This window comes from Microlunatus aurantiacus, assembly GCF_039536605.1.
Classification (GTDB): Bacteria; Actinomycetota; Actinomycetes; order Propionibacteriales; family Propionibacteriaceae; genus Microlunatus; species Microlunatus aurantiacus.
Genome location: NZ_BAAAYX010000020.1, coordinates 220,921 through 232,718, shown reverse-complemented (window position 1 = coordinate 232,718; position 11,798 = coordinate 220,921). Strand labels below are relative to the sequence as shown.

15 protein-coding genes are annotated in these 11,798 nt (G+C 72.5%); 4 read left to right on the top strand and 11 right to left on the bottom strand.

Going from position 1 to position 11,798, the window contains the following annotated elements; genetic code table 11:
- Positions 1-250 precede the first annotated feature (250 nt).
- Positions 251-619: a VOC family protein gene (locus ABD714_RS19465; protein WP_344814108.1), complete on the top strand. Its 369-nt coding sequence runs from the start codon at positions 251-253 to the stop codon at positions 617-619.
- 1 nt (position 620) lies between these two features.
- Here ABD714_RS19465 and ABD714_RS19460 read toward each other — a convergent pair whose 3' ends face one another.
- From ABD714_RS19460 to hisI, 11 genes are all read right to left on the bottom strand, one after another.
- The gene (locus ABD714_RS19460) at positions 621-1,373 is read right to left on the bottom strand and encodes an SDR family oxidoreductase (RefSeq protein WP_344814107.1); all 753 of its coding nucleotides are present in this window, start codon (positions 1,371-1,373) and stop codon (positions 621-623) included.
- Positions 1,374-1,377: 4 nt separating this feature from the next.
- Positions 1,378-2,370 (bottom strand): prolipoprotein diacylglyceryl transferase, encoded by a 993-nt coding sequence (gene lgt / locus ABD714_RS19455; protein WP_344814106.1) that lies wholly within the window; start codon positions 2,368-2,370, stop codon positions 1,378-1,380.
- Positions 2,367-3,158 (bottom strand): DsbA family protein, encoded by a 792-nt coding sequence (locus ABD714_RS19450; RefSeq protein ID WP_344814105.1) that lies wholly within the window; start codon positions 3,156-3,158, stop codon positions 2,367-2,369. Before ABD714_RS19450 ends, lgt begins: the two co-directional genes overlap by 4 nt.
- Positions 3,155-3,676 (bottom strand): MauE/DoxX family redox-associated membrane protein, encoded by a 522-nt coding sequence (locus ABD714_RS19445; protein ID WP_344814104.1) that lies wholly within the window; start codon positions 3,674-3,676, stop codon positions 3,155-3,157. Before ABD714_RS19445 ends, ABD714_RS19450 begins: the two co-directional genes overlap by 4 nt.
- Complete coding sequence (gene trpA, locus ABD714_RS19440; RefSeq protein WP_425562424.1) at positions 3,663-4,580, bottom strand: tryptophan synthase subunit alpha; 918 nt, start codon at positions 4,578-4,580, stop codon at positions 3,663-3,665. The genes ABD714_RS19445 and trpA overlap by 14 nt, the downstream gene beginning before the upstream one ends.
- Before the next feature lie 11 nt (positions 4,581-4,591).
- On the bottom strand, positions 4,592-5,854 hold the full coding sequence (gene trpB, locus ABD714_RS19435) for a tryptophan synthase subunit beta (protein WP_344814103.1): 1,263 nt from the start codon (positions 5,852-5,854) through the stop codon (positions 4,592-4,594).
- A gap of 129 nt (positions 5,855-5,983) precedes the next feature.
- The gene (gene trpC / locus ABD714_RS19430) at positions 5,984-6,787 is read right to left on the bottom strand and encodes an indole-3-glycerol phosphate synthase TrpC (protein ID WP_344814102.1); all 804 of its coding nucleotides are present in this window, start codon (positions 6,785-6,787) and stop codon (positions 5,984-5,986) included.
- 11 nt (positions 6,788-6,798) lie between these two features.
- Positions 6,799-7,047 carry an HGxxPAAW family protein gene (locus ABD714_RS19425; protein ID WP_344814101.1) on the bottom strand — a complete coding sequence of 83 codons (249 nt, stop codon included), beginning with the start codon at positions 7,045-7,047 and terminating at the stop codon, positions 6,799-6,801.
- A 7-nt stretch (positions 7,048-7,054) separates the two neighbouring features.
- Entirely contained in the window at positions 7,055-7,705 is a 651-nt protein-coding gene (locus ABD714_RS19420; protein ID WP_344814100.1) for a Trp biosynthesis-associated membrane protein, read from the bottom strand.
- Positions 7,702-9,228 (bottom strand): anthranilate synthase component I, encoded by a 1,527-nt coding sequence (locus ABD714_RS19415; protein WP_344814099.1) that lies wholly within the window; start codon positions 9,226-9,228, stop codon positions 7,702-7,704. Before ABD714_RS19415 ends, ABD714_RS19420 begins: the two co-directional genes overlap by 4 nt.
- A complete protein-coding gene (gene hisI, locus ABD714_RS19410; protein WP_344814098.1) occupies positions 9,225-9,605 on the bottom strand; it encodes a phosphoribosyl-AMP cyclohydrolase in 381 nt (126 codons plus the stop codon). Before hisI ends, ABD714_RS19415 begins: the two co-directional genes overlap by 4 nt.
- Positions 9,606-9,782: 177 nt before the next feature.
- Between hisI and ABD714_RS19405 the strand changes: the two genes are divergently transcribed.
- The 3 genes from ABD714_RS19405 (at position 9,783) to ABD714_RS19395 (ending at position 11,763) form a co-directional block, all read left to right on the top strand.
- Positions 9,783-10,619 carry a polysaccharide deacetylase family protein gene (locus ABD714_RS19405; protein WP_344814097.1) on the top strand — a complete coding sequence of 279 codons (837 nt, stop codon included), beginning with the start codon at positions 9,783-9,785 and terminating at the stop codon, positions 10,617-10,619.
- Between the two features lie 66 nt (positions 10,620-10,685).
- Positions 10,686-11,339 carry a TIGR03085 family metal-binding protein gene (locus ABD714_RS19400; protein WP_344814096.1) on the top strand — a complete coding sequence of 218 codons (654 nt, stop codon included), beginning with the start codon at positions 10,686-10,688 and terminating at the stop codon, positions 11,337-11,339.
- Positions 11,340-11,346: 7 nt separating this feature from the next.
- On the top strand, positions 11,347-11,763 hold the full coding sequence (locus tag ABD714_RS19395) for a hypothetical protein (RefSeq protein ID WP_344814095.1): 417 nt from the start codon (positions 11,347-11,349) through the stop codon (positions 11,761-11,763).
- Positions 11,764-11,798: the final 35 nt, after the last annotated feature.

Below are 11,798 nucleotides of genomic sequence, written 5' to 3'. Positions count from 1 at the left end.
TCGTCCGCTGCCCCGGGGGGCGGTCTAGTGGCATCGGCGCGCCCGCACTGGTCCGGGTCGGGACCGTGGTGACAGGAGCTGGTGCGCCCGTTCCGTGCGTCGTTGCTGGTGGGCGCTCGGAACGGGGGTGGTGTTCCGCTCGCTCAGCCTACCGCCAGGAACGAGATGCTCCGACGTCCTGGTTTCGGGCGGACACGCCCCGCCGACCACGCGGTCGGGCTTTGTCGGTCCCCGGTCCTACGGTCGGCGCATGAGCGACGACCCGGACCAGCCTGTCCACCACACCATCGACTACATCGAGATCGGCGTCGACGACGTCGCTGCGGCCAAGGCGTTCTACGCCTCGGCCTTCGGTTGGGAGTTCAGCGACTACGGGCCGGGCTACGCCGGCATCCGCCGACCCGACCGCCCCGGCGAGCAGGGTGGTCTCAGCGGGACTGGCTCTCGCCCGCCCGGCGGACCGCTGGTGCTGCTCTGGTCGGCCGATCTGGACTCGACGGCGGCCGCCGTCGTCGGCGCGGGAGGTCGGATCGCCCAGGAGCCGTACGCGTTCCCCGGTGGGCGCCGGTTCCACTTCCTCGATCCAGCCGGGAACGAGCTCGGCGTCTGGGGAGCCTGACTCAGAAGCGGCTCGTCAGTCCCCCGTCGACCACCAGCACCTGACCGGTGACGTACGAGGCATCGGGTCCGGCCAGGAAGGTCACGGCGCCGGCGATCTCGGCGGGCTCGCCGAAACGGCCGAGCAGGGTCCGCTCGGCCGCCCAGCGCTGCCAGTCGTCGGTGGCGAACAGCGGGGCGTTGACCGCTGTGAGGAAGCTGCCGGGGGCCACGGCGTTGACCCGGATGCCGTGCTCCCCCAGGTCGGCGGCCATCGCCCGGGTGAGGCCCTCCAGTCCGGCCTTGGCGGCGGCGTACGCCACGTCGCCGCGGTGACCGAGCAGGCCACCGACCACCGAGCTCACGTTGACGATGGCGCCGTCGCGGATCCCGGCCGTGATCATCCGGGCCGCCACCAGCCGGCTCAGGGCGTAGGCGGCGGTCAGGTCGATCTCGACGAGTCGCCGGAAGTCGTCCACCGGCAGCTCCAGCGACCCGCGGCGGTCCCGCTGCCCGACGTTGTTGACCAGGACGTCGATCCGCCCGTACGCCGCCAGCAGCTCGTCCGTGGCCAGCTCGATGTCGAACGCGGCCGGCTCGGCGACGAGTCCCTCGTCCCGCAGCACGTCGACAGCTGCCTGGGTGCGCTCCGGGTCGCGGCCGTTGACCAGCACCCGCGCGCCGGCGCGGCCGAGCCCCCGGCACATCTCCAGCCCGAGGCCGCCGTTGCCGCCGGTCACCAGCGCGGTCCGGTCCCGCCAGGCGGTCACGGCCACCGGCTCACGGTGTCTTCTCCACCGGCCCGGGGGCCTCGACCTCGGTCTCGGTGGCCTTCGGCTCACTCGTCTCACTCGGCTCGTCGTCGCGCTCGACGACCTCGGTCTCAGCGCTGTCGTCGGCGACGGCCGGCACCTCCCCGGGGCCCTCGACCACCAGCTCCCGACCCGGGCGGTTCCGGATCAGCCAGACCAACCAGACCAGGGCGACCACGAAGACGATCAGCGAGGTGTAGTTGTTCAGCCGGAAGCCGCCGATCTCGTTCACGCTGTCGATCCGCAGCGCCTCGATCCAGAACCGGCCCGCCGTGTAGAGCACCACGTAGAGCGCGAACACCTTGCCGTGACCGAGCTTCCACTTCCGGTCGGCCCAGATCAGCACGCCGGCCACGCCGAGGTTCCAGACCAGCTCGTAGAGGAAGGTGGGGTGGAAGGTGGCGAACTGGGCGTACCCGTCGGGACGGTGTCGCTCGTCGATCTCCAGCCCCCAGGGCAGCGTGGTCGGTCGCCCGAAGAGCTCCTGGTTGAACCAGTTGCCCAGCCGTCCGATCGCCTGGGCCACGGCCAGCCCGGGGGCGACGGCGTCCAGCAGGGCCGGGAACCGGATCTGCTTGCGGCGGGCGACCAGGTAGCCCCCCGCGGCACCGAGGGCGACAGCACCCCAGATGCCGAGCCCGCCGTTCCAGATCTTCAGCGCGTCGATGGGGTCGCGTCCCGGCCCGAAGTAGAGCTGGTAGTCGGTGATCACGTGGTAGAGCCGGGCGCCCACGATGCCGCACGGGATCGCCACCGCGACGACCAGCTCGAGGCTGTCCTGGCTGCCGCCGCGGGCCCGCCAGCGTCGGCCGGCGATGATCATGCCGACGATGATGCCGGCGATGATGCAGAGCGCGTACGCCCGCAACGGGAAGCCGAACACCTCCCACACCCCGCTGGCGGGGCTGGGGATGAACGCGGGAACGGGGATGACGAGGGGGATGGGGTTGAGGGCGCTCACGAGCTCGCCGCCTCCTGGATCTTCGTGGTGAGGCTGTCGGGGGTCAGGGTCGTGATGTCGACGGGCCGGCCGTCCAGGTGCATCGTCGGCGTACCGGTGACGCCGGCGGCGGCCGCGGCGGCGTCGATCGAGTCGGCCCACGCGGCGTGCCGGCGGTCGGTCACGCAGGACGAGAAGTCGGCCGGCACGGTGCCCGCCGCCCGCTCCGCCAGCTGGTCGAGCTGGGAGTCGCTCCAGTCCAGGGTGTCGTTGGCGAACAGCCCGGTGTAGAAGGGTCCGGCGAAGCCCGCTTCGGCGGCGCAGGCGAAGCCGTTGGCGGCGGCGGCGGAACCGGCGTCGATGAACGACATCGGGAAGATCCGCAGCCGGATGGTCCCGGCGGCCTGCGCGGCGGCCAGCAACGCGCCGTAGTCGGCTTCGAAGTCCACGCAGTGCGGGCAGTGGAAGTCCTCGTACAGGTCGACGGTGACCGGCGCCCGACCCGTACCCCAGGAGATCGGCTGCCCGTCGGTGATCGTCACCGGGACCGACGGTCCGGGCGTGACGGTTCCGGCGCTCGGTGCGCGATGGGTCCGCCAGGCCTGGAAGCCGATCCCGGCGCCGACCAGGGCCAGGACGACCGCGGCGACGACGACCATCAGCAGCCGCCGCTCACGTCGGCGCTGCGCAGCCTGCGAAGCAGCCTGTCCACGCTGCGCGGCCTGCCGAGCAGCCTGCTCACGCTGCGCGGCCTGCCCACGCTGCGCGGCCTGCCGAGCACCCGGCCGGTCCCGCTGCGACCGGCTCATCGCTGGTCCTCCCGCTCGAGCTCGCCGGCTCGGGTCAGCTCCGGGTGGTCGAGGGCGAAGCGGCTCCGCGGGCGCCACACCAGCCAGACGGACAGACCGAGCAGCCCGAGGTCACGGACGATCTCACCCGCGTACGCGGTCTGTCCCGGTGCGACCTGGCCACCGCCGCCGAAGCAGCCGCAGTCCAGACTCAGCCCGCGGGCCGCCGCGGACACGACGGCCACCAGGAAGATCACGACCAGCATCCCCGCCACCGCGGCGGCCTGCCGGGTGAGCAGGCCCGCGACCAGCAGCAGCCCGAGCCCGAGCTCGAGGAACGGCAGACCCCAGCCGATCGGGCGCTCCAGCCAGCCCGGCACCAGCTCGTACGCGCTGACGGCCGCGACCGAGGACTGAGGGTCGATCACCTTGAGCGCTCCGGCCACGAGCAGCACCCCACCGAGGATCAGTCTCGCCAGAGTGGAGAGCCACGGGGCCCAGTCGTCGAACCGGCGGGTCTGGGCCCTAGGCGCGATCATCGTCGTCGGTGCCACCGTGCTGCACGCCGGCGACGTGGTCGCCATGGACCCCGGCGACGAGGTCGTCGACCACGGCCCGCAGCCCGCTCAGGTCGTCCGGGGTGCCGGCGTCCTCGGCCGCCAGCAGGGTGGCGACCAGGGCCGAACCCACGATCGCCGCGTCGGCGTAGCCGACCACCTCACGGGCCTGGGCCCCGGTGGAGACCCCGAGACCGACGCCGACCAGCGCCCCGGGGTCACTCCGCCGGATGCGCTCGACCAGGGCGGGCGCGGCCGACGACGACTGCGAACGGGCACCGGTCACGCCCATCACGGCGGTCGCGTAGACCCAGCCACGGCAGGCGGCCAGGGTGCTGGCGATGCGCTGGTCGGTCGACGAGGGCGACAGCAGGAAGATCCGGTCCAGGTCGTGGGCGTCGGAGGCGGCGATCCAGGCCCCCGCCTCGTCCGGCGTCAGGTCGGGGGTGATCGCGCCCGAGCCCCCGGCGGCCGCGAGGTCGCGGGCGAAGGCGTCGGGACCGTACTTCTCGATCAGGCTCCAGTACGTCATCACCACGGCCTGGGTGCCGGTCGCCGCGACCGCCTCGACCGCGGCGAAGGTGTCCCGGGTCCGGACCCCACGGGACAGGGCCCGGGTCCCGGCCCGCTGGATCGTGACCCCGTCCATCATCGGGTCGCTGTACGGCATCCCGACCTCGACCAGGTCGACACCGGGTCGGCGCTCGTCGCCGTCCACCCCGCAGAGCGCCTGCACGGCCCGCAGCGAGGTGGGCACGTCGGGGTAGCCGACGTGCAGGAAACCCACCAGCGCCCCGCGGCCGGACGCCTTGACGTCGGCGAACAGGCGACCCGAGCGCCCCGGGTCGAAGGTCGTGGCGGTGACCGCACCGGCGGCGGTGCTCAGCACGTCGGGACTCACGACGTCTGACCCGCCGTGCTCGGCGTGCCGGAGGTGTCGATGTCGAACCAGGTGATCGCTGTGTCGACGTCCTTGTCCCCCCGCCCGGACAGGTTGACCAGGATCAGCGGCGGGGTGCCGTCGGCCCGCAGGGGCAGCCGACGACCGAGCTTCAGCGCACCGGCCAGGGCGTGGGCGGACTCGATGGCCGGCAGGATGCCCTCGCTCCGGGTCAGCAGGGCCAGCGCCTCCATCGCCTCGGCGTCGGTGATCGGCTCGTAGTGACCGCGACCGGTGTGCGCCAGCCACGAGTGCTCGGGTCCGACCCCCGGGTAGTCGAGCCCGGCGGAGATGGAGTGCGACTCCTGGGTCTGGCCGTCGGCGTCCTGCAGCACGTAGGTCCGCATGCCGTGCAGCACCCCGATGGCGCCGGCGGAGATCGTCGCGGCGTGCTTGCCGGTGTCCACCCCGTCGCCGCCGGCTTCGAAGCCGTACAGGGCGACGTCGGTGTCGGGGATGAAGTCGGCGAAGATGCCGAGGGCGTTCGAGCCACCGCCGACGCAGGCGGCGACGGCGTCGGGCAGCCGGCCGTAGCGGTCCAGCAGCTGGGCCCGGGCCTCGGTGCTGATGATCCGCTGGAACTCCCGGACGAGCAGCGGGAACGGGTGCGGCCCGGCCACGGTGCCGATCAGGTAGTGGGTGTGCTCGACGCTGGAGACCCAGTCCCGCATCGCGTCGTTCATCGCGTCCTTGAGCGTCTGCGAACCGGACTCGACCGAGATCACGTCGGCGCCGAGGAGTCGCATCCGGGCCACGTTGAGCGCCTGCCGCTCGGTGTCCACCCGCCCCATGTAGACGGTGCACTCCATCCCGAACAGGGCGGCGGCGGTGGCCGTGGCCACGCCGTGCTGCCCGGCCCCGGTCTCCGCGATCACCCGGGTCTTGCCCATCCGCCGGGCCAGCAGGGCCTGGCCCAGGACGTTGTTGATCTTGTGCGAGCCGGTGTGGTTCAGGTCCTCGCGCTTCAGCACGATGGTCGGCGCCACCCCGGAGTCCCCGATGGCGTGGGCGGCGAACCGGGGCACCTCGGTGACCGGGCTCGGCCGACCCGTGTAGTCGGCGAGCAGCGCGTTCAGCTCCGCGACGAAGGCCGGGTCGGCCTGCGCGGCGTGGAACTCCTCCTCCAGCTGCTGCAGGGCGGCGTAGAGCGCCTCCGGGACGAACTTGCCGCCGAACTGGTCGAAGTGACCGGTCGCGTCGGGAAGGATCTGGGTGACCACGAGTCAGTTTCCTATCGTTGCCGTACGCCGCCGTGCGTGTGCGCCGCACAGGCAAACGTACGCGATCGTGGCGAGTCCCGGACCTGTCGTCTTGAGCCGACCCCGTCCCTCAGGACTTGTCCAGGGCCCTCAGGACTTGTGCAGGGCAGGGTGCGCGCCCGCGGCCACCAGGTCGGCCACCCCGGCGCGCGGGTCGCGCCCGGTGACCAGGGCCTCCCCGACCAGGACCACGTCGGCCCCGTTGCGGGCCAGGTCGATGACGTCGTGCGGACCGCGGACCCCGGACTCGGCGATCCGGACGATGCCGTCGGGGATCAGCGGTGCGAGCCGGGCGAAGGTCTGCGGGTCGACCTCGAGGGTCTGCAGGCTGCGGGCGTTGATGCCGATGACCTTGGCGCCGGCGTCGACCGCGCGCTTCACCTCGTCGGCGGTGTGCGCCTCGACCAGCGGGGTCAGACCGATGGAGCGGGCCCGCTCGATCAGCGAGGTGAGCTCGTCGTCGGTCAGGGCGGCCACGATCAGCAGGGCGAGGTCGGCACCGGCGGCCCGGGCCTCGAACAGCTGGTAGGAGGTGACGATGAAGTCCTTGCGCAGCACCGGCACCGACACGGCGAGGCGCACCCGGACGAGATCGTCCAGGGTGCCGCCGAACCGGCGCTGCTCGGTGAGCACGGAGATCGCGGCGGCGCCGCCCGCCTCGTACTGGGCGGCGAGGGCCGCGGGATCGCTGATGGTGGCGAGCGCACCCTTGCTCGGGCTGGAGCGCTTCACCTCGGCGATCACGGAGACCCCGGGTCCCCGGAACAGCGGCATCGGGTCGAGGGCCTCGTCGACGGTCTGGACCCGCTCCTTCAGCCGCTCGAGGCTCGTCGTGGCCTGGCGGAGGGCGAGGTCCTCCCGGACCCCAGCGATGATGTCGTCGAGTGCACCCACAGCGTTCGCGCCTAGACGGCGCCCATTCCCATCTTCTGCAGGATCACGGTGGCGATCAGGGCGACGATCAACAGCGCGCCACCGATCCAGAAGACCAGCCAGGACCCGAAGACGAGCCCCAGGGCACCCACGATGAAGCCGATCAGCGCGATCAGGCTGCCGACCCACGCGGCCACCGTGCGACCGTGGTGGACGTGCTTGTCGCCGGGCGCGGGCTCGTAGTCGTCGACTTCGTAGAACTTCGGCGCTGTGTCGGCCATCGGGTCCTCACTCTTGCCGGGGATCGTGGATCCGTCCCATTGTGACGCCTTCGGTCCCGTCGTGCACATCGGGGTCGTGCGCATCGGGCTCGCCGGTCGGGTCCCGACCGGCGTCCAGATCCTTCCAGGCGCGGTTCGGGTCCTCGTTGAGGTCGGCGGGACCGGTGGACGGCTCGGCCGTCCGGGCGAAACGGTCGCTGCGCTCGGCCCAGCGGCCCGCCCCGGTCCACAGCAGCACCGCCCCGCCGACCACGACGACCCCGGCGACGGCGAAGATCCAGGGCCAGACGCTGGTGGAGAGAGCGAACTGGTCGGTCAGGCTGACCTGGCGCACCCGGTTGCGGACGGCCTCGGCGTCCGGGGCGGTCTGCAGGACACCGGTGGCGATCATCCCGAGTCCCGTGAGGGCCAGCCCGACGGCCAGGATCGAGCGGCCCCGACGCCGCAGCACCAGGACGAGCAGGACCCCGGCCAGGGTCACCGCGGCCAGGGCCTGGCTCAGACCACCGGTGGCGTCGGACCCGCTGAAGCTCACGTCCGCCCCGGCACCGCTCGCCCGCCACCACGGTTGGGCGGCGGCGACGAACCCGAGCCCGGCTCCGGCCAGCAGGGCCGCCAGCGTGGGGCCGCGCCCGGTCAGCCGGTCGAGACGGGTCACGGGACGGGCCGGAAGGCCTGGGCGACCGAGATGGCCCGGACGACGGCGGCCGCCTTGTTCTGGGACTCCTGGTCCTCGGTGGGCGGGTGGGAGTCGGCGACGATCCCTCCCCCGGCCTGCACGTAGGCGACCCCGTCGCGCAGCAGGGCGGTCCGGATGGCGATCGCCGCGTCGGCGTCACCGGCCAGGTCCAGGTAGCCGACGACCCCGCCGTACAGACCGCGCCGGGACACCTCCAGCCCGTCGATGATCTCCATCGCCCGCACCTTCGGAGCCCCGGACAGCGTGCCCGCCGGGAACGCGGCGAGGACGGCATCGAGCGCCTTACGGCCGTGGGCGAGCCGACCGGTGACCGTCGACTCCAGGTGCATGATGTGGCTGTAGCGGCGGACCTCCATGAACTCGACCACCTCGACCGTTCCCGGCCGGCAGACCCGGCCCAGGTCGTTGCGGCCGAGATCGACCAGCATCACGTGCTCGGCCCGCTCCTTGGGGTCGGCTCTCAGCTCCGCCTCCAGCGCCGCGTCCTCGGCGGGCGTGGCGCCGCGGGGCTTGGAACCGGCGATCGGGTGGGTGAGCACGACGTCGCCGGACACCGTCACGAGCGCCTCGGGCGAGGAGCCGACGATGTCGAAGCCGTCGAGTCGCAGCAGGTACATGTACGGGCTCGGGTTGGTCAGCCGGAGCATCCGGTAGACGTCCAGGGCGTCGGCGGTGGTGTCCACCTCGAACCGCTGGCTGACCACGATCTGGAAGGCCTCGCCGGCCTTGATCTCCTCCACCGCGGCCGCCACCGCGGCCTGGAACTCCTCGGGGGTGCGCTGCCGGCGTACGGCCGGGGCCCCCGCCGGGCTGACCATGACGGGCGCCGACGGCGTGGGTCGGGCGAGGGCCTCGGTCAGCGCCTCGACCCGGGACACCGCGTCGGCGTACGCCTCGTCGACCCGGTCGTCGCTGCCGTCGAAGTTGACGGCGTTGGCGATCAACCAGACCTGCTGGTCGTGGTGGTCCAGGACGACGAGGTCGCCGACCACCATCTGGACCAGCTCGGGGATGCCCAGGTCGTCGGGGTTGCTGTCGGGCAGCTTCTCGATCCGGCGGACGATGTCGTAGCCCAGGTAGCCGACCAGGCCCGAGGTGAACGGCGGCAGGTCGGGATCGCGGGGGGTGTGCAGGCGCCGCAACGTCTCGGCCACCGCCTCGAGCGGGTCGCCCCCGCTCGGCATGCCGGTCGGGACCCGGCCGGTCCAGGTGGCTGCCCCGTCGACCTCGGTCAGGGTGGCGACGGCGTTGACGCCGATGAAGGAGTAGCGCGACCACACGCCCTGCTCGGCCGACTCCAGCAGGAAGGTGCCCGGCCGGCTGCCGGCCAGCTTGCGGTAGAGACCGGTCGCCGTCTCGGTGTCCAGCAGCAACCGCCGGTGCACCGAGATGACCCGGCGGTCGGGGGCCAGCAGCCGGAAGTCCGCCAGCGACGGCTCGATCGCCCCGGTCGGGTGGGTGCTCGAGGAGGCGGGGCTCATCGGGGTGCTCCGACCACGCCGGGCAGGACCCGGGCGTCGAAGCAGGTGCGGTCGCCCGTGTGGCAGGCAGCGCCCTCCTGGTCGACGGCGACCAGCAGGGTGTCGCCGTCGCAGTCCAGCCGGACCTCCTTGACCCACTGCCGGTGCCCGCTGGTCTGCCCCTTCACCCAGTACTCGTCGCGGCTGCGGGAGAAGTAGGTGGCCCGGCCGGTGGTGAGCGTGCGGTGCAGCGCCTCGTCGTCCATCCAGCCGACCATCAGCACCTCGTGGGTGTCCCACTGCTGGACCACGGCGGCCACCAGGCCGGCGCTGTCGCGCTTGAGCAGGGCGGCCACCCCGGGGTCGAGGGCGGAGGGCGGGCGGTGGAGATCGGTCACGGGGCCATTGTTCCCGATCGGGGCCGCGGCCGTTCCCGATCGGGACCGCGCCGACAACCTCCGCCTATGGAACTCCCAGCGCCTACGGAACCCCTGCGGCTACGAACTCCCTGCGCCTACGATCTCCCTGGCGACCCGCAGCACCCGGGGTCGAGTCCACGACGGAGGCGAGCCGCGATGACCACCGATCCGCTCCCGCCCCCCGGCGCCTGGTCGCGGCGGCGTCTCCTGACGTCGGCGGCCGGCCTGGTCCTCGCGGGACTGGCGGTTCCCACCGCCGAGGCCGGTCCGGTCGTGGTGCGCTCCACCGAGCGGCTCCCCACCCGCGCCGAGATCGTCGCCGAGTTCGCCGGACGCAGACCCCGTCAGTTCGGCATGTTCCTCCCCGGCGTCGTGCGTCGCGGCAGGGAGCTCGTGGCTCTGACCTTCGACGCCTGTGGAGGTGCCCGCGGCAGCGGTTACGACAAGCTGGTCATCTCCACCCTGCGGAAGAGGAACGTCCCGGCCACGCTCTTCCTCAACGCGCGGTGGATCGAGGCTCACCCCCAGATCGCCGCCGACCTCGCCGACGATCCCCTCTTCGAGCTCGGCAACCACGGGTGGCGGCACCGTCCGCTCACCGTCGCCGGTCAGACCGCGTACGGCATCAAGGGCACCTCCGGTCCGGGTGAGGCCTACGACGAGATCGTCCGCGGGCTGCACGCCGTCGCCGAGCTGACCGGAAGGGCGCCCCGGTGGTACCGACCCGGCACGGCGTGGGCCGACGACGTCGGCCTCGCCATCGCCGGGCGACTCGGGTTGCGGGTCATCTCGTTCAGCATCAACGCCGACGCCGGGGCGACGGCGAGCAAGAAGCAGGTCGTGGCCAACCTGAAGAGGGCGCGGCGGACCGACATCACGCTGGGACACGTCAACCAGCCACACGGCAGGACCGCTGAGGGTCTCGTCGAGGAGCTGCCCAAGATGATCCGCGCCGGCCGCCACTTCGGCACCCTCAGCCGGGTCCTCGCGTGAACCGGGCACCGCTCACCCTCGCGGCGATCGGGTCGTCAGGCGCGGAGACGTCTAGCATGGCTCCTCGTGACCTTTGCCAAGTCGGAGCGTGCCGCTCTGTGCGACCTCTTCGATGACCGCGGCCCCGACGCCCCGACCCTGTGCGAGGGCTGGCTGACCCACGACCTGGCCGCGCACCTGTGGATCCGCGAGACCGATCCGATCGGGGTGTCCGGGATGGTGGCCAAGCCGCTGTCCGGGTTGCTGGACCGGCGGATGGCCGAGGTGAAGCAGCGCTGGGAGTTCGCCGAGCTGGTCGACCGGATCCGCAACGGTCCGGGCCGGTTCTCGGTGTTCGCCCTGCCCGGTGTCGACGAGCCCGCCAACACCACCGAGTACTTCGTGCACCACGAGGACGTGCGGCGCGCGGGCGAGCTGCCCGAGGCACCGCGCGAGCTGGACGTCGAGATCGAGGACTGGATGTGGCGGCGGCTCAAGCTGCTCGGCCGCGCCTTCTTCCGCCGCTCCCAGGTCGGCGTCGTGCTGGAGCGGGCGGGCACCGCCGACCAGTACGAGCCGGACGCCATCCGGGCGGTGTCCGGGGCCACCATCGTCACCGTGGTCGGCCGGCCCAGCGAGCTGATGCTGTTCGCCAGCGGCCGCACCGGTGCCGCCGACGTCCAGCTGGTCGGTGAGCCCGAGGCGCTGGATCTGCTGCACAGCGCCGATCTGAGCCTGTAGTCGCCCGATGAGGCGACGCCGGTTGGCCCCGGCCGACGTGGTCGACGTGTTCGCCTACGTCATCGTGCTCAACCTGGCCACCCAGTTCGTCCCGGCCATGATCACCGAGACCTTCGTGCTGTCGCTGCTGACCGCGATCCTGCTCAAGGCCGTGCTCGAGGTCGTGGTCCTTCTCAAGAACCGGGTCAAGGTGCGCTTCACCGCCGCCCGCAGACCGATCGGCAAGGGACTGGCTGCCGCGTCGCTGCTGCTGGTGATGGCCGGCAGCAAGCTCGTCGTGCTGGAGCTCGTCGCGTGGCTGTTCGGGGACTCGGTCCAGCTCGGGGGGTTCGTCGCGGTGACCGCGCTGATCCTGCTGCTGATGCTCACCCGCGCAGGTGTCCGCCGGCTGCTGGCCGCACCGGATCCGGACCACCTGGACTGAGAGCGTGCGTTCGGGGTAGGAAGGGGGTCCCCATC